General features: G+C 64.6%; 21 protein-coding genes. 10 read left to right on the top strand and 11 right to left on the bottom strand.

All coding sequences use genetic code 11. From position 1 onward, the window contains the following. Nucleotides 1-169 precede the first annotated feature (169 nt). The 9 genes from ACODS5_RS02515 to bioB form a co-directional block, all read right to left on the bottom strand. Nucleotides 170-1,948, bottom strand: coding sequence for an acyl-CoA dehydrogenase C-terminal domain-containing protein (locus ACODS5_RS02515; protein WP_134689834.1), 1,779 nt, complete (start codon nucleotides 1,946-1,948; stop codon nucleotides 170-172). A 137-nt stretch (nucleotides 1,949-2,085) separates the two neighbouring features. Further along, nucleotides 2,086-3,369, bottom strand: coding sequence for a GGDEF domain-containing protein (locus tag ACODS5_RS02510; protein ID WP_489107826.1), 1,284 nt, complete (start codon nucleotides 3,367-3,369; stop codon nucleotides 2,086-2,088). A 368-nt stretch (nucleotides 3,370-3,737) separates the two neighbouring features. Continuing rightward, nucleotides 3,738-5,543 carry a phenylacyl-CoA dehydrogenase gene (locus ACODS5_RS02505; protein ID WP_134689836.1) on the bottom strand — a complete coding sequence of 602 codons (1,806 nt, stop codon included), beginning with the start codon at nucleotides 5,541-5,543 and terminating at the stop codon, nucleotides 3,738-3,740. Between the two features lie 249 nt (nucleotides 5,544-5,792). Then, nucleotides 5,793-6,089 (bottom strand): pyrroloquinoline quinone biosynthesis protein PqqE, encoded by a 297-nt coding sequence (locus tag ACODS5_RS02500; RefSeq protein WP_489107825.1) that lies wholly within the window; start codon nucleotides 6,087-6,089, stop codon nucleotides 5,793-5,795. Nucleotides 6,090-6,198: 109 nt separating this feature from the next. Continuing rightward, the gene (gene bioD / locus ACODS5_RS02495) at nucleotides 6,199-6,879 is read right to left on the bottom strand and encodes a dethiobiotin synthase (protein WP_489107824.1); all 681 of its coding nucleotides are present in this window, start codon (nucleotides 6,877-6,879) and stop codon (nucleotides 6,199-6,201) included. Nucleotide 6,880: 1 nt separating this feature from the next. Further along, nucleotides 6,881-7,705: a malonyl-ACP O-methyltransferase BioC gene (gene bioC, locus ACODS5_RS02490; RefSeq protein WP_489107823.1), complete on the bottom strand. Its 825-nt coding sequence runs from the start codon at nucleotides 7,703-7,705 to the stop codon at nucleotides 6,881-6,883. Next, the gene (locus ACODS5_RS02485) at nucleotides 7,698-8,429 is read right to left on the bottom strand and encodes an alpha/beta fold hydrolase (protein WP_489107822.1); all 732 of its coding nucleotides are present in this window, start codon (nucleotides 8,427-8,429) and stop codon (nucleotides 7,698-7,700) included. The genes bioC and ACODS5_RS02485 overlap by 8 nt, the downstream gene beginning before the upstream one ends. Continuing rightward, nucleotides 8,422-9,594: an 8-amino-7-oxononanoate synthase gene (gene bioF, locus ACODS5_RS02480; RefSeq protein WP_489107821.1), complete on the bottom strand. Its 1,173-nt coding sequence runs from the start codon at nucleotides 9,592-9,594 to the stop codon at nucleotides 8,422-8,424. The genes ACODS5_RS02485 and bioF overlap by 8 nt, the downstream gene beginning before the upstream one ends. Before the next feature lie 2 nt (nucleotides 9,595-9,596). Continuing rightward, complete coding sequence (bioB, locus tag ACODS5_RS02475) at nucleotides 9,597-10,655, bottom strand: biotin synthase BioB (RefSeq protein ID WP_134689842.1); 1,059 nt, start codon at nucleotides 10,653-10,655, stop codon at nucleotides 9,597-9,599. An 89-nt stretch (nucleotides 10,656-10,744) separates the two neighbouring features. Between bioB and ACODS5_RS02470 the strand changes: the two genes are divergently transcribed. The 4 genes from ACODS5_RS02470 (at nucleotide 10,745) to rarD (ending at nucleotide 14,345) form a co-directional block, all read left to right on the top strand. Further along, nucleotides 10,745-11,482, top strand: coding sequence for a ComFC family protein (locus ACODS5_RS02470; RefSeq protein ID WP_489107820.1), 738 nt, complete (start codon nucleotides 10,745-10,747; stop codon nucleotides 11,480-11,482). A 58-nt stretch (nucleotides 11,483-11,540) separates the two neighbouring features. Continuing rightward, a complete protein-coding gene (locus tag ACODS5_RS02465) occupies nucleotides 11,541-12,305 on the top strand; it encodes a TOBE domain-containing protein (protein WP_134689844.1) in 765 nt (254 codons plus the stop codon). Between the two features lie 113 nt (nucleotides 12,306-12,418). Further along, nucleotides 12,419-13,393, top strand: a complete 975-nt coding sequence (locus ACODS5_RS02460) for a serine/threonine protein kinase (protein ID WP_134689845.1) — start codon at nucleotides 12,419-12,421, stop codon at nucleotides 13,391-13,393. A gap of 64 nt (nucleotides 13,394-13,457) precedes the next feature. Further along, nucleotides 13,458-14,345 carry an EamA family transporter RarD gene (gene rarD, locus ACODS5_RS02455; protein WP_134689846.1) on the top strand — a complete coding sequence of 296 codons (888 nt, stop codon included), beginning with the start codon at nucleotides 13,458-13,460 and terminating at the stop codon, nucleotides 14,343-14,345. Nucleotides 14,346-14,649: 304 nt separating this feature from the next. Here the strand turns inward: rarD and ACODS5_RS02450 are convergent, their stop codons facing one another. Continuing rightward, nucleotides 14,650-15,168, bottom strand: a complete 519-nt coding sequence (locus ACODS5_RS02450; protein ID WP_134689847.1) for a glycine cleavage system transcriptional repressor — start codon at nucleotides 15,166-15,168, stop codon at nucleotides 14,650-14,652. Between the two features lie 457 nt (nucleotides 15,169-15,625). Here ACODS5_RS02450 and ACODS5_RS02445 point away from each other — a divergent pair, with 457 nt between their 5' ends. Next, nucleotides 15,626-17,803, top strand: a complete 2,178-nt coding sequence (locus ACODS5_RS02445) for a malate synthase G (protein ID WP_489107819.1) — start codon at nucleotides 15,626-15,628, stop codon at nucleotides 17,801-17,803. A 78-nt stretch (nucleotides 17,804-17,881) separates the two neighbouring features. On the opposite strand, the gene ACODS5_RS02440 is transcribed toward ACODS5_RS02445, so the two are convergent. Beyond that, on the bottom strand, nucleotides 17,882-18,337 hold the full coding sequence (locus ACODS5_RS02440; RefSeq protein ID WP_256660225.1) for a response regulator: 456 nt from the start codon (nucleotides 18,335-18,337) through the stop codon (nucleotides 17,882-17,884). A 206-nt stretch (nucleotides 18,338-18,543) separates the two neighbouring features. On the opposite strand from ACODS5_RS02440, the gene ACODS5_RS02435 reads away from it, so the two are divergent. The 5 genes from ACODS5_RS02435 (at nucleotide 18,544) to ACODS5_RS02415 (ending at nucleotide 25,450) form a co-directional block, all read left to right on the top strand. Then, nucleotides 18,544-20,481 (top strand): putative nucleotidyltransferase substrate binding domain-containing protein, encoded by a 1,938-nt coding sequence (locus tag ACODS5_RS02435; protein WP_489107818.1) that lies wholly within the window; start codon nucleotides 18,544-18,546, stop codon nucleotides 20,479-20,481. Continuing rightward, nucleotides 20,478-21,188, top strand: coding sequence for a 3'-5' exonuclease (locus ACODS5_RS02430; protein ID WP_134689851.1), 711 nt, complete (start codon nucleotides 20,478-20,480; stop codon nucleotides 21,186-21,188). Before ACODS5_RS02435 ends, ACODS5_RS02430 begins: the two co-directional genes overlap by 4 nt. Nucleotides 21,189-21,393: 205 nt before the next feature. Further along, nucleotides 21,394-21,912 carry an RNA polymerase sigma factor gene (locus ACODS5_RS02425; protein WP_489107817.1) on the top strand — a complete coding sequence of 173 codons (519 nt, stop codon included), beginning with the start codon at nucleotides 21,394-21,396 and terminating at the stop codon, nucleotides 21,910-21,912. Next, entirely contained in the window at nucleotides 21,909-22,865 is a 957-nt protein-coding gene (locus ACODS5_RS02420; RefSeq protein WP_134689853.1) for a FecR domain-containing protein, read from the top strand. The genes ACODS5_RS02425 and ACODS5_RS02420 overlap by 4 nt, the downstream gene beginning before the upstream one ends. A 152-nt stretch (nucleotides 22,866-23,017) precedes the next feature. Continuing rightward, nucleotides 23,018-25,450 (top strand): TonB-dependent siderophore receptor, encoded by a 2,433-nt coding sequence (locus tag ACODS5_RS02415; protein WP_489107816.1) that lies wholly within the window; start codon nucleotides 23,018-23,020, stop codon nucleotides 25,448-25,450. Nucleotides 25,451-25,465: the final 15 nt, after the last annotated feature.

Here is a 25,465-nt window from a genome sequence, read left to right as displayed (position 1 = left end):
CTTAGGAAAGAGGCGAAAAGTCACCACGCGATGTAAGACAAAGCTTACAAAATAGGTGTATTCGCAAACAGGATTGCCCTAACGAAAAAAGCCGCTCCCGCCGACGGATCGCAATCCTCGGCAAGAGCGGCCTGGGCCGCGCGGGGCTGTCAGCCAGCCCGCAGTTGGCTTAGAACTGCGCCGCGTCCAGCAAGTAGAGCGACTCGCTGCCAGCTTTCACCGAAGCGACCAGCGAATGTACCCGTGGCAGCAGGCGGGCGAAGTAGAAGCGTGCCGTGCCCAGCTTGGCACCGTAGAACTCGACATCGCCCTCGCCCGCCTTGGCGGTGCGGGCCATCAGCGCCCACATGTAGGCGTAGGCGACATAGCCGAATGCGTGCAGGTACTCGACCGAAGCCGCGCCAATCTCGTTGGGGTTGCCCTTGGCCTGGTCCAGCAGCCAGGCGGTCAGCTCGTCGAGCTGGTCGAGGGAGGCCGCCAGCGGCTTGCTGAACTCGCCAAGGTCAGCAGCGCTGGTGGCGATGAACTCGCGGATCTCGTCGGCGAACAGCTTGTAGTAGGCGCCACCACTGGCCACCACCTTGCGCCCGACCAGGTCCAGTGCCTGGATACCGTTGGTGCCTTCGTAGATCTGGGTGATGCGCACATCGCGCACCAGCTGCTCCTGGCCCCACTCGCGGATGTAGCCATGGCCGCCGAACACCTGCTGGCCATGCACCGTGCACTCCAGGCCCAGGTCGGTGAGGAAGGCCTTGGCCACCGGGGTCAGCAGCGCCACCAGCTCTTCGCTGCGCTTGCGGGTCGCGGCGTCTTCGCTGTACTTGGCGCTGTCGAGCTGCATCGCCACATAGGTGGAGAACGCCCGGCCGCCTTCAGTCAGCGCTTTCATGGTCAGCAGCATGCGCCGCACGTCCGGGTGGACGATGATCGGGTCGGCCACCTTGTCCTTGGCCTGCGGGCCGGTCGGGGCGCGGCTTTGCAGACGGTCGCGGGCGTACTCCACGGCATTCTGGTAGGAACGCTCGGCCGAAGCCAGGCCCTGGATGCCGACACCCAGGCGCTCGTAGTTCATCATGGTGAACATGGCCGCCAGGCCCTTGTTCGGCTCGCCGACGATATAGCCGAGCGCTTCGTCGAAGTTCATCACGCAGGTGGCCGAACCCTGGATGCCCATCTTGTGCTCGATCGAGCCGCAAGTGGCCGGGTTGCGCGCGCCAAGGCTGCCATCTTCGTTGACCAGGAACTTGGGTACCAGGAACAGCGAGATGCCTTTCGGGCCTGCCGGGGCGTCCGGCAGCTTGGCCAGCACCAGGTGGATGATGTTCTCGGTGAGGTCGTGCTCGCCGCCGGTAATGAAAATCTTGGTGCCACTGACCTTGTAGCTGCCATCAGCCTGGGGCTCGGCCTTGGTACGGATGATGCCCAGGTCGGTACCGGCGTGGGGCTCGGTGAGGCACATGGAACCGGCCCAAACACCGGAGTACATGTTCGGCAGGTACTTTTCCTTGAGCGCTTCACTGGCGTGGGCGTTGATCGACAGGCAGGCGCCGGCGGTCAGCATCGGATACAGGCCGAAAGCCAGGCTCGAGGCGTTGACCATTTCCTCGACCTGGGCCGAGACGACCTTGGGCATGCCCATGCCACCGAAGAGCGGATCTCCGCCAACGCCGACCCAGCCCCCTTGGGCATAAGTGTTGTATGCCTCGATGAAGCCCTGCGGGGTGCGCACCGAGCCGTTGTCCCAATGGCAGCCTTCCTCGTCGGCGGCGCGGCTCAGCGGGGCGATGGACTTGCCAGTGACCTTGCCGGCCTCTTCCAGTACTGCCATCGCCGTGTCGGCGTCGACCACCTCCGCCAACCCCGGCAGTTGCGACCAGAGTGTGGCCACGTCGAAGACTTCATTGAGGACGAAGCGCATATCGCGCAGGGGCGCTTTATATTCAGCCATGACAACCTCTCGCTATCGGGGTCGGGGCGGCCCATCGAGGGCCGCGGCACTGGGATGACCCGCAGTGTAACCGAACAACTTTTACGAGACATAGGGTCATCATGCGACTGAATAGTCAGGCATGGTCACACCCGAATTCACGCCATGCGCACGGCCCCACGCCGCGATTGCTGGCCGAAGGTCATCACGCAGTTACGCCCGGCGCCCTTGGCGCTGTACAAAGCCTGGTCGGCGGACTTGAGCACTTCGTCGGGGTTGCGGTGCTCGACCTGGCGCTCGGCGACGCCAATGCTGATGGTCACCGATACCGTGGTATTGGCGCCCCCCCCGCGACGCTGCCGGCCGGTGGAGTCGTCCTGGGGCCGGCTGTTCTGGTCGCGTAGCTGGATCGCGTAGTTGGCGATCATCTCCCGCACCGACTCCAGGTGCGGCAAGCATTCCTCGGCAGTCTTGCCGGCGAACACCAAGGCGAACTCCTCGCCGCCGTAGCGGTAGGCGCGGCCACCACCGGTGACCTTGGACAGGCGGCTGGCGACCAGGCGCAACACCTGGTCGCCGACATCGTGACCATGGGTGTCGTTGAATTTCTTGAAATGGTCGACGTCGGTCATGGCGATCACGTAGTTGCGCCCCAGGCGCTGCATGCGCTCGTTCAGCGCCCGGCGCCCCGGCAACCCGGTCAGCTCATCGCGGAACGCCATCTGGTAGGCCTCGTGGGACACCGCCGCGGCGATCATCAGCATCACCTGGCTGCACATGATGTTCAGGGTGAACGGCAGGATGAAGGTCTTGGGCAGCATCCAGAAGATGCCGATCAGGCCGATGATCTGCGCCGCGTGCAAGGGCCGCGGCTCGCGCAGGTATTGCACAACCAGCAGGATGAACACCGCCAGGAACAACGGGTAAGCCAACTGGATCAGGCTCATCCACTGGCCATGCAGCGCCGGCCAGCGGATCTCGGCCAGCCAGGTCAGCAGCGCCTCGGGAAAACTCTGCTCCAGCGCCACCGCGACACTGCTCACGGCGAACAGCACGGCGAAGCGCGCCAGCAGGTCCTGGGCCAGGTGGGTGCGTTCCTGCCAGGCACCGTACAGCCCATACAAGGCCGGCAACAGCAGGCAGACCAGGTGGAAAATCACCGCGGCGTCCTCGCGCACGCGGCCATTGTCCCGGTAGAAATCGGTCTGGGTGTCGAGCAGGAAATAGGCGATGTACACCGTGACCATCAGGAACAGTTCGCGCTGGCGGCGGTATACGGCGCAGTAGGCGCCCCCGAGCAACAGCACCAAGGTTGGCAGAACGTTGAACAGCGATGTGAAGAAGACACTGAGGTCCCTCACATAGGCTGCCGCAAGCCCTGCCAGCAACAGAATCAGCGAAGGCAGGAAGTGGCTCGCGCGTACAGCGGATAAACGAAACAAGGGTAATCTCCGACCCGGCAGATCAATAATGGCATTGTGCCCTACTGCATCGGCAGTGCACATGAATAGATGAATACAGATGCCCGTTTTAACGGCAGATCAGGGGTGAAGCTTGAGACTTTCTCGTTACTGGATGCGACACCCAGTAGGACTCTTCCTGTTTACGCAATTCCTGTAGGAGCGGCCTCGTGTCGCTAAAGGGCTGCAAAGCAGCCCCGCCGATCGTTGCATCAACGCTGAAATCCTGGGGCTGCTGCGCAGCCCTTTCGCGACGCAAGGCCGCTCCTACAGGTGCACGCGTGAAAGTCCGGGCAAAAAAAAACCGCCTGCCGGTTAGGGCAGGCGGTTTTTTGTATAGCCGCTAGGGCTTAGCAGGACAGACCGAAGTCTTCTTCCTTCATCGCCATCAGGTTGTCGGCGCCCGACAGGATCGCCGCCACGTGGCTGCGGGTACGCGGCAGGATGCGCTGGAAGTAGAAGCGCGCAGTCTGCAGCTTGGCGGTATAGAAGGCCTCTTCGCTGGTGCCAGCGGCCAGTTTTTCGGCGGCCAGGCGGGCGATGTCAGCCCAGAAGTAGGCCAGGCACGCATAGCCGGAGTACATCAGGTAGTCCACCGACGCAGCGCCGACTTCCTCGCGGTCCTTCATCGCCGCCATGCCGATCTTCATGGTCAGCTCGCCCCACTCCTTGTTGATCGCGGCCAGCGGCTCGACGAACTCCTTGGTGGCAGCGTTGCCTTCCTGCCCCTGGCAGAACTTGTGGACGATCTTGGTGAAGCCCTTGAGCGCCTCGCCCTGGGTCATCAGCACCTTGCGTCCGAGCAGGTCGAGCGCCTGGATGCCGGTGGTGCCTTCGTACAGCATGGAAATACGGCTGTCGCGTACGTTCTGCTCCATGCCCCATTCGGCGATGAAGCCGTGGCCGCCGTAGATCTGCACACCGTGGTTGGCAGACTCGAAACCGACTTCGGTCATGAATGCCTTGGCAATCGGGGTCAGGAAGGCCAGCAGCGCGTCGGCCTTCTTGCGCTCTTCCTCGTCCTGGCTGTACTTGACGATGTCCACCTGCTTGGCGGTGAAGTAGACCATGGCGCGGTTGCCTTCGGCGAACGCCTTCATGGTCAGCAGCATGCGGCGCACGTCCGGGTGGACGATGATCGGGTCAGCGGCTTTTTCCGGTGCTTTCGGGCCGGTCAGCGAGCGCATTTGCAGACGGTCACGGGCGTACTTCAGGCCGCCCTGGAACGCCACTTCGGCATGGGCCAGGCCTTGCAGCGCGGTACCCAGGCGAGCGGTGTTCATGAAGGTGAACATGCAGTTCAGGCCCTTGTTGGCCGGGCCGATCAGGTAGCCGGTGGCGCTGTCGAAGTTCATCACGCAGGTGGCGTTGCCGTGGATGCCCATCTTGTGCTCGAGCGAGCCGCAGCTCACGCCGTTGCGCTCGCCCGCGCCGCCTTCGGCGTTGGGCAGGAACTTCGGCACGATGAACAGCGAGATACCCTTGGTGCCGGCCGGCGCATCGGGCAGGCGGGCCAGGACGATGTGGACGATGTTATCGGCCATGTCGTGTTCGCCGGCCGAGATGAAGATCTTGGTGCCGGACACTTTGTAGCTGCCGTCGGCCTGAGGTTCTGCCTTGGTGCGCAGCATGCCCAGGTCGGTGCCGCAGTGCGGCTCGGTCAGGCACATGGTGCCGGTCCATTCGCCGGACACCAGCTTGGTCAGGTAGGTCTCCTGTTGCTCGGGGGTGCCGTGCTCGGAGATGGTGTTCATCGCGCCATGGGACAAGCCTGGGTACATGCCCCACGACCAGTTCGACTCGCCGACCATTTCGCTCAGGGCCAGGCCCAGCGACTCCGGCAGGCCCTGGCCGCCGTGCTCGACGTCATGGGCCAGGCTCGGCCAGCCGCCTTCGACGAACTGCTCGTAAGCTTCCTTGAAGCCGGTCGGGGTCTTCACGCCCGACTCGCTCCAGGTGCAGCCTTCGAGGTCGCCGACGCGGTTCAACGGGGCCAGCACCTGCTCACAGAATTTCGCGCCTTCTTCCAGGATCGCGTCGACCATGTCCGGCGTGGCGTCCTGGCAGCCCGGCAGGCTCTGATAGTGCGCCTCATAGCCGAGCAGCTCGTCGCGGACGAAGCGGATATCACGCAAGGGGGCTTTGTAATCAGGCATTGCGATGAACCTCTGTGATGAGTTCGTTGGGGAGACCGCGGATACCGACCAGCTCTTGGCGGCTTTCGGTCAAACAGTTGTTTGAAACTTACGTTTAGGTGGCCTCGCTGTCAAGGAGGGCTAGCGGTGGCATTTATGCCGCCGAACATGACATTTACGCCAAGCACCCTCAAACGCATCGCGGGGCAGGCCTGCTCCCACGAATGGAAGCGGGCTTGCCCCGCGATGTGTGCCGGAAAGGTCGGTGGATCAGGCGTAGGTGTCGATGAAACGACCGAGCATTTCGTCCGAGGCCTTGGCGACTTTGGCGCCCAATTCGACTTCGTGCTTGCCCAGGGCCAACTGCACGGTACTGGTGGCCAAGTCCAACTGCTGGCTGCGGTCGACGCCACGCAGGCGTTCGGCCTGAAACTCGGTGGATTGCCCGCTGGTGCCCCGCTCGACGGCACCGCTGGCGATCTGCTGGGCGGCCTGGTCGACACGGTTCTGGCCGTTCTGGATGGCACCCAGGCCCGCGTAGTAGGCGGAGCTCGCATTGATTTCCATGTCAGGACTCCATGACGCTGGATGATGAACAGGCCTTATTAAAGCAGCAGAACGGAAAAAAGGCCCGTTGAAATCCCTAATAGCCTTGTGCCAGCCGATAGGCAGAGACCTAATCCAATAGGTCCAAGTGCAAATGCTCGGCCACAGCTGCCGCGCCCGCCACTTTCAACCAGGGTACGTGCCCCAGGCATGGCGCGGGCAGCCGCTCGGCCAGGCTCGACAGGTTCTCCTCCAGGCGCGATGTACGCGGATCGACGATGTTTGCCACCCAACCGGCCAGTTGCAGGCCGTCGCGCTTGATGGCCTCGGCGCTGAGCAAGGCGTGGTTGATGCATCCCAATCGCACCCCTACCACCAGGATTACCGGTAGTTTCAGGGCAATGGCCAGGTCCGACAAGTTGGCATGGTCGGACAACGGCACTCGCCAGCCGCCGGCCCCTTCGATCAAGGTGAAGTCAGCGTGCTGCGCCAGCACCTGCTGCATCGCATAACGCAGCACCGGCACGCTCAACACCACCCCCGCCTCGCGCGCCGCCACATGTGGAGCGATGGCCGGCTCGAAAGCGAAAGGGTTCACCGCTTCATAGGGCAGTTTTACCGAGCTTTCATCGATCAACGCCAGGGCATCGCTGTTGCGCAACCCTCTAGGCGTCACCATGCACCCGGATGCCACCGGCTTGGCCGCCAGCGTGCTCAGCCCCGACTGCATGGCAGCATGCAGCAGGCCGGCGGCGATGGTGGTCTTGCCGACATCGGTGTCGGTGCCGGCAATGAAATAGGCCTGGCTCATGTCACTGCTCCCCGGCCAGCGGTTTGCGCAAGACGCCATACACCACCTGATAGGTGGCAGGCAGCCCCTGAGGCTGGCGGAACTGTTCATAGGCCTGCAACAGGCCCTGCATCCGCGCACGTCCGGTCAACCCCGATGGGCGCCCCGGATTGAGGTTGTGCGCACCCAGTGTCTTGAGCTCGTGGGTCAGGCTGCGCACGTCGGGGTAATGCAGTACATGGGGACGTCGCTCCAGGTCGATCAGCTCCAGGCCGCTGTCCCCGCATAGACGCTGGTAATCCTCGAAACGCCGGAAGCGATTGACATGCACCATGCCATCGACGGCTTGCCAGCTGGCACGCAGCTCATCAAGGGTGCCCACGCACAAGCTGCTGAATGCCAGCACCCCGCCTGGGCGCAGCACCCGCCGTGCCTCACCCAGCACGCTGGCGAACTGGCCGCACCACTGCACCGCCAGGCTACTGAACAGCAGATCGACACTGCCATCGCGCAACGGCAGACGCTCGGCGTCACCTGCCACATGGTGCCGGGCGCCGCCGTGCTCACGGGCATGGCGCAACATGCCCTCGGCGATGTCCACCGCCACACCATCGGCATCGTTGAAGCGCTCGGCCAGGACCCGGCTGAAATGGCCGGTGCCACTGCCCATGTCCAGCCAGCGCACAGGGGCCAGACCCGCGGGCAGTTTCTCCAGCAGCGCCATGCCTACGGCGCGCTGCAGGGCCGCGACACTGTCGTAGCTGGCTGCGGCGCGGGAGAACGAAGCCGCCACCTGGCGTTTGTCCGGCAAGGCACCGGGCAAGGTGGGCTGGGAAAGATCAGTCATCGCCACTCTCATGCAGGAAACTCTTGATGCCCGCCGCCAGCTCCTGCGGGTACTCCAGCAGGAAGGCGTGGGAACTGTCTTCGACCAGGCCGACTTCCACGTCGGGCAACAGGTCGCTGAGGGCCTTGGCCGCTTCCACCGGCACCAGCGCGTCACTGCCGGCGAACAGGTGCAGCTGCGGACCGCCGTATTGCTCCAGGGCGATGCGGGTGTCCAGCTTGGCCAGGACTTCAAGCCCACTGGCCAGGTACAACGGGTCGGTGTCCGGCACGCCGACGCCGAGTTGGCGCAGCAAGGTGCGCGGCTGCAGCGCACCGTCGCTGCATAAAGTACGAAAGCGCTTGAGGGTCACCTGGGTATGGCTGCGGCAGCCGTCAAGGAAGGTGCCGAAGGTGTCCGGCGCCATGCCATGCGGCCAATCTGGCCGTGCAACGAAACTGGGGTTGCTCGCCAGAGTGAGCAAGCCGCAGCAATGATCGCCGCGCTTGTGCGCCAGGGCGCTGGCGAGCATGCCGCCCAGTGACCAGCCACCCAGCCAGACATCGTTGGGCAGTTTGCGGTCGAGGTGCGCGACCCAAGCCTGCGGATCACTCTCGGGCAGCTCCGGTAGCGGCATCAGCTCGACCTGCAGGCGCGAGTCCTGGGCCCGCAAGCTGGCGGCCAGCGGCTCCAGTGAGGCGGTGCCCAGCCCCCAGCCGGGCAGAAGGATCATTCGGTTACGCATCGGCGGACTCCAACTGTGGATAACACTCGGCCAATGCATTCAACAATAGCTGCACCTGAGCCGCGCTGTGGGCCGCGCTCAGGGTTACCCGCAGACGCGCGCTGCCAGTGGGCACGGTCGGCGGACGGATCGCGGTGACCAGCAACCCGCGCTCGCGCAACATGCGCGACAACGCCATGGCCCGGCCGGCATCGCCGATCAAAATCGGCTGGATCGCCGTGTGGCTGTCCATCAGAGTCAGGCCGATCTGTCCGGCGCCCTCGCGGAACTGGCGGACCAACGCAGCCAGGTGCTCACGTCGCCAGCTTTCGCGGCGCAACAAGGCCAGGGCCTTGAGCGTGGCACAGGCCAGGGCCGGAGGTTGGCTGGTGGTATAGATGTAAGGCCGGGCAAACTGCACCAACGCCTCGATCAGCTCTTCGCTACCGGCGACGAAGGCGCCTGAAGTACCACAGGCCTTGCCGAGCGTGCCAATCAGCACCGGTACATCTTCCAGACCCAGGTCGTGGTGCTCGACCAGGCCACCGCCGTTGGCGCCAAGCGTGCCCAAGCCATGGGCGTCGTCGACCATCAGCCAGGCGCCGCGCGCGCGCGCCACCTCGGCCAGGGCCGGCAGCTCGGCGCAATCGCCATCCATGCTGAACACGCCATCGGTGACTACCAGGGTGTTGCCGGTGGCCTTGTCCAGGCGGCTGGCCAGGCTGGCCGGGTCGTTGTGCAGGTAGCGGCTGAAACGCGCGCCACTAAGCAACCCGCCGTCGAGCAAGGAGGCATGGTTGAGACGGTCTTGCAGCACCGTGTCGCCCTGCCCGACCAACGCGGTGATGGCACCGAGGTTGGCCATGTAGCCAGTGGAAAACAACAACGCCCGTGGCCGTCCGGTCAGTTCGGCCAGCGCCTCTTCCACCTGGTGGTGCGGCGTGCTGTGGCCGATCACCAGGTGCGAGGCGCCACCGCCGACACCCCAGCGCTCGGCGCCGTCGCGCCAGGCCTTGATCACCTCGGGGTGATTGGCCAGGCCCAGGTAGTCGTTGCTGCAGAAGGCAAGCAGCGGCTGGCCGTCGACCACCACCTCGGGCCCCTGCGGGCTTTCCAGCAGCGGTCGCTGGCGATACAGGTCGGCGGCGCGCCGTTCGGCCAGCCGCGCGGCGAGGTCGAAGGCCATGCTCAGGCCGAGGCTGCGTCGTAGAACAGCTCGCTGCTGCGCTGCTCGACCAGGGCTTGCTCGATAGCCGCCTGGTGCACTTCGTCGGCGTGCTCCTCACGGGCTTCGGGCTGGATACCAAGGCGAGCGAACAGCTGCATGTCCTTGTCAGCCTGCGGGTTGGCCGTGGTCAGCAGCTTCTCGCCGTAGAAGATCGAGTTGGCCCCGGCCATGAACGCCAGCGCCTGCATCTGCTCGTTCATCTGCTCGCGACCGGCCGACAGGCGCACATGGGACTTGGGCATGAGGATACGGGCCACGGCCAGCATGCGGATGAAGTCGAACGGGTCGACATCTTCTTCCTCGGCCAGTGGCGTGCCGGCAACCTTCACCAGCATGTTGATCGGCACCGACTCCGGGTGCTCGGGCAGGTTGGCCAGCTGGATCAACAGCCCGGCGCGGTCGTCCAGCGACTCACCCATGCCGAGGATGCCGCCAGAACAGATTTTCATCCCGGCATCGCGCACATAGGCCAGGGTCTGCAGGCGCTCGCCATAGGTGCGGGTGGTGATGATGCTGGTGTAGAACTCCGGCGAGGTGTCGAGGTTGTGGTTGTAGTAGTCCAGGCCGGCCTGGGCCAGGGCCTGGGTCTGCTCCTGGTCGAGCTTGCCGAGGGTCATGCAGGTTTCCAGGCCCATGGCCTTGACCCCTTTGACCATCTCCAGCACGTAGGGCATGTCCTTGGCCGAGGGGTGCTTCCACGCCGCGCCCATGCAGAAGCGCGTGGAACCGATGGCCTTGGCCCGGGCGGCCTCTTCCAGCACCTTCTGCACTTCCATCAGCTTCTGTTTTTCCAGCCCGGTGTTGTAGTGGCCGGACTGCGGACAATATTTGCAATCTTCCGGACAGGCGCCGGTCTTGATCGACAACAGGGTCGACACCTGTACACGGTTGGGGTCGAAATGCGCGCGGTGCACGGTCTGCGCCTGGAACAGCAGGTCGTTGAACGGCTGCTGGAACAGCGCCTTGACCTCGGCCAGGGACCAGTCGTGACGTGTGGTTGCAATTGTACTGGCGCTCATCGGCGTTTCCTTATCTAGGGTCTGACTGACGCCGGGAGAAGAAAGCCCGCCAGCGCATCACGGATAGCCCGCATAGTCACGGAAGGCCCATGAACTGTCAACCAACTATAAAGACCATGGTTTACAACTGTACAAATATCAACCAGGCATGTTTGTTATGCGACGCACCTGCCCATCAGCCTTATCCGCTGTGCATGGGCTGCGAGCAGGAATTGCCCTGGCTGGGCGACCACTGCCCCCGCTGCGCCCTGCCGCTGGCGATCGACGGCTTCTTGTGCAAAGGCTGTCGGCGCCGCCCGCCAGGGTTTCGCCAGGTGGTCACGGCCTGGGAATATGCATTTCCGATCGACACGCTGATCAGCCGTTTCAAGCACAACAGCCAATGGCCGCTGGGGCGGCTGATGGCGCAGTTGCTCGGCCATGCCCTGGAGCATCGCTACAGCGAAGGCCTGCCACGCCCCGACGGACTGTTGCCGGTGCCCCTGGCCCGGCGTCGACTGCGCCAGCGTGGCTTCAACCAGGCGGCGATGCTGGCGCGCTGGCTGGCCCGGCAACTGAACCTGCCCTGCTGCGAACGCCTGCTCGAACGCTCGCGCGACACGCCAGCCCAGCAGGCCTTGGGGGCCCGGGCCCGCCGGCGCAACCTGCGCCAGGCCTTCAGCCTGTTGCCCGGCGTGGATGTCGAGGGCTTGCACCTGGCCGTGGTCGACGATGTGCTGACCACCGGCGCCACCGCGCAGGCCATCGCCCACGTGCTGCGCAAGGCTGGCGCCCGACGCGTGGATATATATTGCCTGGCCCGCACGCCCAGGCCGGGCCAGGCTTGACTTGGGCGCAACTGGACGGCAACGTCGCGGAACCTGAAGCAACCCCCGAAACCTGACCATGTCCCTGCCCGCCCTGCTCACCCAGCACATCGCCCGCCGTCCACAGCGCATCGCCCTGTTGCAGCATGTCGCCGAACAAGGCTCGATCACCCGCGCCGCCAAGGCCGCCGGCATCAGCTACAAGGCTGCCTGGGACGCGATCGACGAGCTCAATAACCTGGCTGCCCAGCCGCTGGTCGAGCGCAGCACCGGCGGTCGCGGCGGCGGTGGCGCGCGGCTGTCCGCCGAGGGTCAGCGAGTGCTGCGCCTCTATCAGCGCCTGCAGGCGCTGCAGGCAGAAATTCTCGAGTCCGCCGAGGACAGCAGCGACTTCGACCTGCTGGGCCGCCTTATGCTGCGCACCAGTGCGCGCAACCAGTTGCAAGGGCGCATCAGCGGGCTGCGTCGCGAAGGGCGGCATGACCGCGTCAGCCTGGACCTGGGCGGCGAGCTGGAGATCGAAGCCTTGATCACCCGGGGCAGTACCGAGCGCCTGGAGCTGACCCTGGGCGGCACGGTCGTGGCATTGCTCAAGGCAGGGTGGGTGCGCTTGCTGGGGGACGATGAGCAACCCGAGGCGGGCAGCAATTGCCTGAAGGCCGAGGTCGAAGAGGTGCTCGGTGGCGAGGACGCGTCCTGCGAGGTACGCCTGGCACTAGGCAACGGCCAGACCTTGTGCGCGCTTGCCGAGCAAGCGTGGCTGGGCGAGCATCGGATCGCCGCCGGCAGCGCGGTGCGCGTGCAGTTCCATCCGTCGTTCGTATTGTTGGGAGTGCCGGTTTAACCTGGGCGCAGGCTTGTCGGCGAAAGGGCTGCAACACAGCTCCAGATCGACGCCCTCGATATGGACCGGCATGGGTTACCATGCGCCCACGCTGTCCCGTGCCTGGAGCTTGCATGTCCCACCCTTTCGATACCCTCACCCCCGATCTGGTCCTCGACGCCGTGGAAAGCCTCGGTTTTCTCAGCGATGCCCGGGTGCTGGCCCTCAACAGCTACGAGAACCGCGTCTACCAGGTGGGCATCGAAGGCGAACAACCGCTGATCGCCAAGTTCTACCGCCCCGGGCGCTGGAGCGATGCGGCCATTATCGAAGAGCACGCCTTCAGCGCCGAACTCACCGAGCACGAAGTGCCGGTGGTGGCGCCAATGCAACATGAGGGCCGGTCACTCTTCGAACACGCCGGCTTTCGCTTCGCCCTGTTCCCACGCCGCGGCGGCCATGCGCCGGAGCCTGGCAACCTCGACCAGTTGTACCGCCTCGGCCAGTTGCTTGGCCGCCTGCATGCCGTAGGCGCCACCCGGCCCTTCGTGCACCGTGAGCACCTGGCTGTGGACAACTTCGGCCACGCCTCGTTGAACACCCTGCTGGATGGCAGCTTCGTCCCCAAGGAACTGCTGCCGGCCTTCGAATCGGTCGCCCGCGACCTGCTCAAGCGCGTCGAGGACCTCTACGCCCGCACGCCGCATCAGTTGATCCGCCTGCACGGCGACCTGCACCCGGGCAACCTGATGCATCGCGACGATATCTACCACATGGTCGATCTCGACGACTGCCGCATGGGCCCGGCGGTGCAGGACCTGTGGATGATGCTTGCTGGCAGCCGCGAGGAGCGCCTGGGGCAACTGGCCGAACTGGTCGACGGCTACAACGAGTTCCACGACTTCGACCCGCGCGAGTTGGCCCTGATCGAGCCACTGCGCGCCCTGCGCCAACTGCACTACAGTGCTTGGCTGGCACGGCGCTGGGACGACCCGGCGTTCCCGCCGAGCTTCCCCTGGTTCGGCCAGCCACGCTACTGGGGCGACCAGATTCTCGCCCTGCGCGAGCAGCTCGCCGCCCTGGATGAAGAACCGCTGAAATTGTTCTAGATCTGCGCCAGGCGCTGTCTACAATAGGCGTCGCTTTATTTAGCTACCTAAGCAAGGATTCTGCATGCACGCCGCCAACCCGCGCCGCGGGTACATTCTGGGCCTCGGCGCCTACATCATCTGGGGCCTGTTCCCCCTGTACTTCAAAGCCATCCAGAGCGTCCCGGCGGTGGAGATCATCGTCCACCGGGTGCTCTGGTCGGCGTTGTTCGGCTCGCTACTGCTACTGGTGTGGAAACACCCCGGCTGGTGGCGCGAACTGCGCGAGAACCCACGGCGTCTGGCGATCCTGGCGCTCAGCGGCGCGCTGATCGCCGGCAACTGGCTGACCTACGTGTGGGCGGTGAACAACGGGCGCATGCTCGAGGCCAGCCTCGGGTACTACATCAATCCATTGATCAATGTGCTGCTGGGCATGCTGCTGCTCGGCGAGCGCCTGCGCCGCCTGCAGTGGCTGGCCGTGGGCTTGGCCGCCCTTGGGGTGGCCCAGCAGGTCTGGCAAGTCGGCAGCCTGCCGTGGGTGTCGCTGGCCCTGGCGTTGTCGTTCGGCTTCTACGGCTTGATCCGCAAACAGGCGCCGGTACAGGCATTGCCCGGGTTGGTGGTGGAAACCTGGATGCTGGTGCCGCTGGCCATCGGCTGGCTGTTGCTGCACCCGAGCGCCAGCAGCGCCAATGCCGAGTTCTTCAGCAGCAGCGAAGCGTTATGGCTGATCGCGGCCGGCCCGGTCACCCTGGTGCCGCTGGTGTGCTTCAATGCCGCCGCACGCCATCTGCCCTATACCACCCTGGGCTTCCTGCAATACCTGGCGCCGACCTTGGTGCTGCTGCAGGCGGTGTGGCTGTTCGATGAGCACCTGACCTCCAGCAACCTGCTGGCGTTCGCTTGCATCTGGGCGGGGCTGGCGGTGTACAGCGTCGATGCCTGGCTGAGTTTGCGCAAGCGCGCCTGATCAATTAATGATCAAACAGCTGCAAGCCACGGAATCCGTGGCCTACAGCAAGCGCTCCAAAGGTTATCCACACCCTCGTCCCCGCCGTTTGTGCACAAGCTACTGAATAGTGGACATTTTTTGCTCAAATCTCGCCAGGCCTTGCTGTTACTGGCCTCCAGCGTAGCGCCCCCAGCTTATCCACAGGGGCTTCCCCGCAAAATCGGGATAACCACCTCAGGGCCGCTCCTACAGGAAACCGAGATCCCCTGTAGGAGCGGCCTTGTGTCGCGATGGGGCGCGAAGCGGCCCCGGCAATCTTAAATCACTCCTCCGGCCGCAGCCGCAACTCCACCATCAGATCATCCGCCAGGCTCTCCAACCTTGCCTGCAAATCATCCAGCGACAAGGTCAAGGGCAGCGCCAGCAGCGCATCGGCCTGGAACAACGGCTCGCTGCTCATCGGCGCCGGGCGCACCTCGGTGCTCAGACGTTCCACGTTCACCCCAAGCTCTGCCAGCAGGCGAGTAATGTCGCGAACGATGCCGGGCCTGTCGTTGCCCACCAGTTCCATGGCGATCGGCTTCCAGGTGCAGGACGGCTCGATGCCGCTTTCGGCGATCAACACTCGAATGCCGTGGTCGCCCAGCTTCTGCAGCGACTCGACCAGCTCGGCATAGTTCTCCGCCGGCACCGCCACCCGCAGGATCCCGGCGAACTGCCCGGCCATGCGCGACATGCGGCTTTCCAGCCAGTTGCCATTGTGATCGGCAATGCACTGGGCGATACGTTCGACCTGCCCGGCCTTGTCGGGAGCGATCACGGTGAGTACGAGATGGTCCACGGGCCACTCCTTCTACTAAGCTCGGGCCGTCGCGAACGGCCATGAATTGGGGATCGCATCAGTATAGGCAAGGCGCGGCAACCTGCCGCAGGACAGTCCGCCGAATGAATCGTGTACTGTTTCAAGATTTATCTGGAACAATCCACCTGTTTTTTGCGAACATACGTTCTCCCAGCGTGACCCAATGCGACTGATCGGTCGCGCAACGACGTTTCTAGTCTGATGTTTACCTGCCTGCTGCTTCATGTAGTATGCATCGACGCGGACTACAAAACGTCGTTTGGAAGTCTGCCAAGGCGCCTGTGAAAATACGCCAACCGCCCGCCAGCCTGTCTGGCGAGCCGCACCCAGCCGCGCTCGATGCCGAGGGCATGCACTGGTGCCGTGTTTAGAGAAGCGCTACAGGCTTAATACAGAAGAGCGAAAGCGAAATAGCTGAGCAGAGGTGAGGCAAGCAATGACTGGATACGTTCAAGTCGGTGGCCTTCAGGTCGCCAAGGCCCTGTACGACTTCGTCAACGATGAAGCGATCCCTGGAACCGGCATCAAGGCCGATGAGTTCTGGGCCGGGGCGGCAGAGATCATTAAAGACCTCGCTCCAAAGAACAAAGCCCTGCTCGCCAAGCGCGACGAGCTGCAAGCCAAGATCGACGCCTGGCACCAGGAACGCCAGGGCCAGGCACACGACGCCGCGGCCTACAAAAGCTTCCTCCAGGAAATCGGCTACCTGCTGCCACAAGCCGACGATTTCCAGGCCACCACGCAGAACGTCGACGAAGAAATCGCCGTGATGGCCGGCCCACAGCTGGTGGTTCCGGTGATGAACGCCCGCTTCGCCCTGAACGCCGCCAACGCCCGTTGGGGTTCGCTGTATGACGCCCTCTACGGCACCGACGCCATCAGCGACGAAGGCGGTGCCGAGAAAGGCCAGGGCTACAACAAGGTACGTGGCGACAAGGTGATCGCCTTCGCCCGCGCCTTCCTCGACGAAGCCGCGCCCCTGGCCGCTGGCTCTCATGTCGACTCCACCGGCTACCGCATCGAAGCCGGCAAGTTGGTGGTTGCCCTCAAGGGCGGTAGCAACAGCGGCCTGCGCGACGACGCCCAACTGATCGGTTTCCATGGCGACGCCAAGGCGCCGACAGCCGTGTTGCTCAAGCACAACGGCCTGCACTTCGAGATCCAGGTCGACGCCAGCACCCCGGTCGGCAGCACCGACGCCGCCGGCGTGAAGGACATCCTGATGGAGTCGGCGCTGACCACCATCATGGACTGCGAAGACTCGGTCGCCGCGGTCGATGCCGACGACAAGGTCATCGTCTACCGCAACTGGCTGGGCCTGATGAAGGGCGACCTGGCCGAAAGCGTGAGCAAGGGTGGCAAGACCTTCACCCGCACCATGAACCCGGACCGCGAATACGCCGCGCCCAACGGCGGCAGCGTGACCCTGCATGGTCGCTCATTGCTGTTCGTGCGCAACGTTGGCCACCTGATGACCAACCCGGCGATCCTCGACGCCCAGGGCAACGAGATCCCCGAGGGTATCCAGGACGGCCTGTTCACCAACCTGATCGCCCTGCACAACCTCAACGGCAACACCAGCCGCAAGAACACCCGCACCGGCAGCGTGTATATCGTCAAGCCGAAGATGCACGGCCCCGAGGAAGTGGCCTTCGCCGCCGAGATTTTCAGCCGCGTCGAAGACCTGCTGGGCATGCCGCGCAACACCGTCAAGGTCGGCATCATGGACGAGGAGCGCCGCACCACGGTCAACCTCAAGGCCTGCATCAAGGCCGCCGCCGAGCGCGTGGCGTTCATCAACACCGGTTTCCTCGACCGCACCGGCGACGAGATCCACACCTCGATGGAAGCCGGCGCCGTGGTGCGCAAGGGCGCCATGAAGAACGAGAAGTGGATCGGCGCCTACGAGAACAACAACGTCGACATCGGCCTGGCCACAGGCCTGCAGGGTCGCGCGCAGATCGGCAAGGGCATGTGGGCCATGCCCGACCTGATGGCCGCCATGCTCGAGCAGAAGATCGCCCACCCGCTGGCCGGTGCCAACACCGCCTGGGTACCATCGCCGACCGCCGCCACCCTGCACGCCCTGCACTACCACAAGGTCGACGTGCAGGCCCGTCAGCGCGAGCTGGCCAGCCGCACCCCGGCTTCGGTCGACGACATCCTGAGCATCCCGCTGGCGGCCAACACCAATTGGTCTGCCGACGAGATCCGCAACGAGCTGGACAACAACGCTCAGGGCATCCTCGGCTATGTGGTGCGCTGGATCGACCAGGGCGTGGGTTGCTCGAAAGTGCCGGACATCAACGATGTCGGCCTGATGGAAGACCGTGCCACCCTGCGCATCTCGGCGCAGTTGCTGGCCAACTGGCTACGCCACGGCGTGGTCACCCAGGACCAGGTGCTGGAAAGCCTCAAGCGCATGGCCGCGGTGGTCGACAAGCAGAACGCCGGTGACGCCCTGTACCGGCCGATGGCGCCGAACTTCGATGACAACATCGCGTTCCAGGCGGCGATCGAACTGGTGATCGAAGGCGCCAAACAGCCGAACGGCTACACCGAGCCAGTGCTGCACCGCCGTCGTCGCGAGTTCAAGGCGCGCAACGGGCTGTAAACAGCCAGCAACGCATCGCGGGGCAAGCCCGCTCCCACGCCTCTGCAGCGTGGGAGCGGGCTTGCCCCGCGATCGTTTTCAGACCTGATCCATTCTCAACTCACGTCGCACCAGCTCCAGGAGCTTCCCCAGGTCCACCGGTTTTAGCAGGAAATCCACCACCCCCAGGTGCATCACGTCCACCGCCTCCTTCACATCGGTGTCGCCCGACACCACGATGATCGACAGCGCCGCCCGCTCCGACTCACGTACCTGATGGATCAGCTCCAGGCCATCCGCCGGCTCCATGCGCAGATCAGTGATCATCAGCGCGATACGCGGCTCGTAATGCAGCTTGAGCATGGCCTCCTGCGCCCCATCGGCCGTCATGCAGGCTATACCCCGGCTCTTCAGGTACAGGCTCAACGCCTCGCTGTTCACTGGGTTATCGTCGACCACCAGTACCACGGGCCTCGGCGCGACAGGCGCAGTCACCCCGGCCAGCGCCTCGCGCTCGGCGTCACTCAGGATGTCGTCATGCTCAGCCATGGCCATCTCGTCAAAAAAATCTCGTTCGCAGCTTAGGACCGCAAAAGTTGCGTCACCCGGTTAGCCTTTCGTCGGGTCTTTGACAGCGCCCGCTCTAGACTTACGTCCAATGGGCACCACAAGACGGCCAGCCGACCATGGAGGCCGAGAACAACAAAGCCGACCTCTATACATAGATATATATAGTTCGGCGTAGCGATACGGTCAGCTTCATGAGCAAAAAGGACGCCTACACCCAGGCCGGCAGGACTGCGGTACTGCAGAACATCCAGGGAACCCTGCAATTTCTGCAGCGCTTCCCGCCGTTCAACCAGATGGAACACAGCCACCTGGCCTACCTGGTGGAACAGTGCCAGCTGCGCTTCTACGCGGGCGGCGAAAGCATCATCAAGCCCGCCGACGGGCCGGTCGAGCACTTCTACATCGTCAAGCAGGGCCGGGTGGTCGGCGAACGCCACCACGTGACCAAGCCAGGCACCGAGACCACCTTCGAGATCACCAGCGGCGAATGCTTCCCTTTGGCCGCGCTGCTGGGTGAACGGGCGACCCGCACCGAGCATTTGGCCGGCGAGGACACCTTCTGCCTGCAACTGAACAAGGCCGCGTTCATTCGGCTGTTCTCGATGTCCGACGTGTTCCGCGACTTCGCCTTGCGCGGCGTCAGCAGCCTGCTCGACCAGGTCAACCAGCAAGTGCGCCAGCGCGCGGTGGAAACCCTCGGCACCCAGTACTCGCTGAACACCCCGCTGGGCGAACTGGCGCTGCGCCATCCCGTGGTCTGCGCCGCCAACACCCCGCTGCGCGAAGCCGTGCACCTGATGCACGAACAGCAGGTCGGCAGCATCGTCATCGTCGACGCGCAGCGCTACCCTAGGGGCATCTTCACCCTGCGCGACCTGCGCCAGGTAGTGGCGGACCCAAGCGCCGAACTGACCGCGCCGATCGAACGCTACATGACACCCCGCCCCTTCTACCTCAGCCCCCAGGCCAGCGCCTTCGACGCCGCCATGGCGATGACCGAGCGGCATATCGCCCACGTCTGCCTGGTGGAGAACCAGCGCTTGTGCGGAGTGATCTCCGAACGCGACCTGTTTTCCCTGCAACGGGTCGACTTGGTGCACCTGGCGCGCACCATCCGCAACGCGCCACGCCTGGACAACCTGGTATCGCTGCGCGGCGAGATCGGCCAGCTGGTTGAGCGCATGCTCGCCCACGGCGCCTCCTCCACGCAGATTACCCAGATCATCACCCTGCTCAACGACCACACCGTGTGCCGGGTGATCGAGCTGGCCATCGCCGAGCGCGGCGACCCTGGCGTACCGTTCAGCTGGCTGTGCTTCGGCAGCGAAGGCCGCCGCGAGCAGACCCTGCACACCGACCAGGACAACGGCATGCTGTTCGAGGCCCGCGACCACGCCGAGGCCGAGGCGATTCGCGCCAGGCTGCTGCCGCTGGCCCAATGCATCAACCACAACCTGGCACAGTGCGGCTTCACCCTGTGCAAGGGCAACGTGATGGCCGGCAACCCCGAACTGTGCCTGTCGCGTGGCGAATGGGCGCGGCGCTTCGCCGGCTTCGTGCGCGAGGCCAGCCCGGAAAACCTGCTGGGCTCGAGCATCTATTTCGACCTGCGCGTGGTCTGGGGTGACGAGCAAGGCTGCGAGCAGCTGCGCCAGGCCGTGCTGGAACAGGTTGCCGACAACCGCCTGTTCCAGCGCATGATGGCCGACAACGCCCTGCGCCAGCGCCCGCCGGTGGGGCGCCTGCGCGAGTTCGTGCTGACCCGCCAGGGCGACGACAAGGCCGCCACCCTCGACCTCAAGGTGCAGGGCCTGACCCCCTTCGTCGACGGCGCCCGATTGCTGGCCCTGGCCAACGGCATTGGCGCCTGCAACACCCTTGAACGCCTGCGCCAGCTAGTGGCCAAGGGCGTCATCGAGGCGCTGGATGGCGCCGCCTATGAAGAGGCCTACCACTTCATCCAGCAGACCCGCATGCAACAGCACCAGCGCCAGAGCCGCGACAACCTGGCGTACTCCAACCGGCTCGACCCTGACAGCCTCAACCACCTGGACCGGCGCATCCTGCGCGAGTCCCTGCGCCAGGCCCAACGCCTGCAGAGCAGCCTGGCCCTGCGGTACCAGCTGTGAAGCTGTTCGCCTGGCTACGCCAGCCCATGCCCGAACTGGCCGCACCGCTACGCCAGCGCCTGGCTCGCTTGCCGCGCCCGGCACCGGCGGCGGTGTGCTCGCTGCGCGAACAGCGCTGGGTGGTACTCGACCTGGAAACCAGCGGCCTGAACCCCAACCGCGACCAGGTCCTGTCGATTGGCGCAGTGGCCATCGAGGACGGCGCCATCGACCTGGGCCGTCCGTTCGAACGTACCCTGCACCGCCCTGAACAGAAGACCAACGCCAGCGTGCTGATCCACGGCCTGGGCCCTAGCGCCCTGGCCGCCGGCTGCGACCCGGCCGAGGCACTGCTGGAGTTGCTGGAATTCATCGGCGACAGCCCGGTACTGGCGTTCCATGCGCCGTTCGACCAGCGCATGCTCGAACGCGCCGTGAAAGGCAGCCTGGGCCTGCGCCTGCAGCATGCGTTCCTGGATGTCGCCGACCTGGCGCCGATGCTCAACCCCGACACCGTGCTGCGCGAAGCCGGGCTGGACGACTGGATCGCCCGTTTCGGCCTTGAAGTGCAGGCCCGCCACCATGCCAGCGCCGACGCCCAGGTGACCGCCGAGCTGGCGTTGATCCTGTTCAGCCAGGCTCGCCGCCAGCAATTGGACAGCCCACTGCAACTGCGTCAGCGGCTTGGCCAATGGCAGCGACGCAAGGTCCAGCAGCACAGCTTCTGACTCATGCATCGCCCCCGGGAGCGGCCTTGCCGAGGCCGCGCCTACAGGAGTTACACCTAGCCTGCATAGAATCGCAAAACGTTTGCTATTGCAGCCTCTGCCATGCTGGCAATCCGATAAGCGTCAATTGCGCCACCACCCTCGCCTCTGCCACAATCGCGAATAATTATCGTTAGTTAACGTATATTTTTCCGGGGGGCGTTCCTTGACGTCTGCGCACAGTCCACATGCCGAGCTGGTCGGGACGCTGTATCGCGACCATCGCGGCTGGCTGCTCGCCTGGCTACAGCGCAGCACCGCCTGTCGCCAGCGCGCCGAGGACCTGAGCCAGGACACCTTCGTGCGCCTGCTGGGACGCGACCAGCTGGACACCCCCCGTGAACCCCGGGCATTCCTGGCAGCCGTGGCCAAGGGCCTGCTGTTCGACCACTTTCGCCGCGCCGCCCTCGAGCAGGCCTACTTGGCGGAACTGGCACGGGCACCAGAAACCGAACAGCCCTCCCCTGAACTCCAGCACCTGATCCTCGAAGACCTCAAGGCCATCGACCGCTTGCTCGGCAAGCTGTCGAGCAAGGCCCGCGCGGCCTTCCTGTACAACCGCCTGGACGGCCTCGGCCACGCCGAGATCGCCGAGCGCCTGGGGGTGTCTGTGTCCCGCGTGCGCCAGTACCTCGCCCAGGGCCTGCGCCAGTGCTACATCGCCCTGTACGGGGACCCGACATGAACCATGCCCCAGTGTCCAGCGAGGTGCTGGAAGCGGCCATCGCCTGGAAGCTGTGCCTGGATGAAGGTAGCGGTACCCCGGATGAGCGCAACGATTTCATGCGCTGGCATGCCGCCCATGAGGAGCACGCCCGCGCCTGGCGCCAGCTGGGCGCCCTCGATCAACGCGTGCAGGCCGCCGCCGGCCCGGTGCGGCATACCCTGATGCAGTCGCGCGCTGGCCTGCGCCAGCGTCTGGGCGGGTTAGGCGGTGGCCTGGCCGGCCTGTTGCTGCTGGCTGGCTTGCTGCTCGGTGCCGGGGTTCCGACCTTGGCACCGACCTACTGGTTGGCCGACCAGCGCACCGGCACCGGCGAAATGCGCACCCTGCGCCTGGAAGACGGCACCTTGCTGAGCCTGAACACCCAGACGGCGGTGGACATCGACTTCCAGGGCGAACAGCGGCTGATCGTGCTGCACCAGGGTGAAATCTCGGTCGAGACCGGCCATGAGGACACCCGGCCGCTGCTGGTACGCACCGAGGAAGGCCGCCTGAGGCCGTTGGGCACGCGCTTCCTGGTCAAGCGCGAAGACCAGGGCACCCGCCTGGAGGTGCTGCAGGCCTCGGTAGCCGCCAAGCCGCAGAACAGCGGCGATGAACAAGTGCTACGCGAGGGCCAGCAAGTGTTGATGAGCGCCGACGGCCTGGGCCGTGTTGCCCCGGTGGCGCCGGGCAGCGATGCCTGGACCCGCGGCATGCTGGTTGTGGACAACGTGCGCCTGGCCGAGCTGCTGGCCACCCTCGGCCAATACCGCAGCGGCCACCTGGGCGTCGCCGACGAGGTGGCCGACCTGCGCGTGAGCGGCAGCTTCCCGCTGGCCGACACCGACCTGGCCCTGGCCTCGCTGCTGCCGGCGCTGCCAGTGAAGATCGAACGGCACACGCCGTGGTGGGTGACCGTCACCGCCAGATAAACCCACACCTAACAGCCCTTTGTAAGAGCTGGCTTGCCGGCTCGCAAAGGCTTGTGCAAATCAGTCGCATTTTTTTTCACGCCCCCCCTGTCACTTTCCCACTCTCGCTCGGCAAGGAAGCAGTCAGCACTATTTCGTCGAGGAGCCGCTGCATGTCCCGTGCCGTTGATGCTTTGCTTCGCCCCAGCCTGATGGCCCTGGCCATTGGCCTGGCCGCCCCGTTGGCCAGCCCGGCCCTGTTCGCCGCCGAACAGGCGGTGCCACAAGCCTACAACCTGCCCAGCGGCCCGCTGGCCAGCACCCTCAACCAGATCGCCAGCCAGGCCGGCATTGCCCTGGCCATTGACCCGAGCCTGGTCCAGGGCCGCGCCTCGGCCCCCGTCAACGGCCAGTACGATGCCCTCGGCGCCATGCAGGCAGCCCTGCGCGGCACCGGACTGCAATTGCAGCAGGGCAGCGCCGGCAGCTATAGCCTGGTGGCCGTCTCTGAGGGCACCCTGGCGCTGCCGGAAACCAATATCAACGCCAACAGCAGCTACGAAAGCGCCTGGGGACCGGTCGAGGGCTATACCGCCAAACGCACAGCCGCCGGTACCAAGACCGACACCGCACTGGTCGAAGTCCCACGCTCCATTTCCGTCGCCACCCGCCAGCAGATGAGCGACCGCGGCGTGCAAAGCCTGGATGACGCGGTGAAGTACATGCCGGGCATCGTCTCGGCCAGTTTCGGCAGCGACACCCGCTATGACTGGATGCGCGTGCGCGGTTTCGAGCCGACCCAGTTCCTCGATGGCCTGCCCCTGCCCCGCGGCGTGTATGCCAACCCGAAAGCCGAAACCTGGAACCTCGACCGCCTCGCGCTGTTGCGCGGCCCGGCCTCGTCGGTCTACGGCCAGACCCCGCCCGGCGGTCTGCTGGACATGGTCAGCCGCCGCCCACAGGCAGAAAGCAGCCACGAGATCCAGCTCCAGTACGGCAGCGACAACCACCGCCAGATCAACTTCGCCAGCACCGGCAAGATCGATGAGCAAGGCCAGTTCCTCTACGGCGTCAGCGGCGTGGTGCGTGACAGCGGTACGCAGATCGACCATATCGAGAACAAACGCTACAACATCGCCCCAAGCCTGACCTGGAACATCGACGAAGACACCTCGCTGACCTTCCTCAGCCAGTTCACCCGTGACGATACCGGCGCCACCAGCCAGTTCTACCCCATACAAGGCACCAAGATCGACATGCCATTCGGCAAGATCTCCCGCCACAAGAATCTTGGCGATCCGGACTACGAGTTCTACGACCGCACTTACTACGCCCTGGGTTATGCCTTCGAGCATCGTTTCAACGATGTCTGGCAATTCCGCCAGAACCTGCGCTACACCAAGAGTGAACTGTCGTTCCAGACCATCACCGTCGGCAGCTACAACAAGGACACCCCTCCGGTCACCGATGACGGCATTGCCAATCGCATGTCCACCAACGTCGATGAAGACATCAGCCAGTTCGCCCTCGACAACAATTTCCAGGCCGACTTCACTACCGGCGACATCAGCCACACCGTGCTGATCGGCCTGGACCATCAGCGCACCGAGTCCGACTTCCTCTCCATCTACGGCTTCGGACTGCCGACCACCAACGTCAATAATCCGGTGTACGGTTTGCCGATCACCCGACCGCCCCGTTCCTCGGCTTACCTGGACTACAACCAGAAAACCGTCCAGACCGGGTTCTACATCCAGGACCAGATGGCACTCGACAAATGGCGCCTGACCCTGGGCGGGCGCGAGGACTGGGTACACACTGGCACCACCTTCCACAACCTGGGAGATGCCACCAACACCCAACGCGACAAGCAGTTCAGCGGCAACGCGGCGCTCAGCTACGTATTCGATTCAGGCTTCGTCCCCTACCTGTCCTACGCCGAGTCATTCCAGCCGAGCAGCGGCTCTGAAGCCAGCCCTGAAAAGTCGTTCAAGCCCACCGAAGGCAAGCAGTGGGAACTGGGTATCAAGTACCAACCCCCTGGTTCCAACACTTTGTTGTCCGCCGCTGTGTATGACCTCACCCAGAAAAACGTGACCGTCACCAACAACGTCGGTGGAAAGCCCGTCTCCAGCCAGACGGGTGAAGTAAAAGTCCACGGCCTGGAGCTTGAGGCGGTCTCGGACGTCACCGACAACCTCAAGGTGATCGCCGCCTACACCCTGGCCAAGTCCGAAGTCCAGAAAGGGCAGTACAAAGGCAACCGCCTGCAACAGATGCCCAACCAGCAGGCCTCCTTGTGGGCCGACTACACCTGGCATACCGGTGTGCTTGACGGCTTCGGCATTGGCTTGGGCGCACGTTACACCGGCAATCGCTACGGTGACGAAGCCAATACCTGGCTCGGCAAGAGCAAGGCCTACACTGTGTTCGACGCCGCCGTGCACTATGACCTGGGCCGCCTGGACAACAGCCTCAAGGGCGCCTCGGTGGCCATCAACGCCAGCAACCTGCTGAACAAGGACTACCTCTCCACTTGCGATGGATACTACTGCTACTACGGCGATCAGCGTAGCGTCGTCGCCAGCGCCACCTACAAGTTCTGAGTGGGCATCGCGGGT

The sequence above is a fragment of the Pseudomonas sp. FG47 genome (assembly GCF_057809115.1).
Note: the sequence above shows the minus strand (reverse complement) of the source record. Positions and strands in the feature narration are given on the sequence as shown.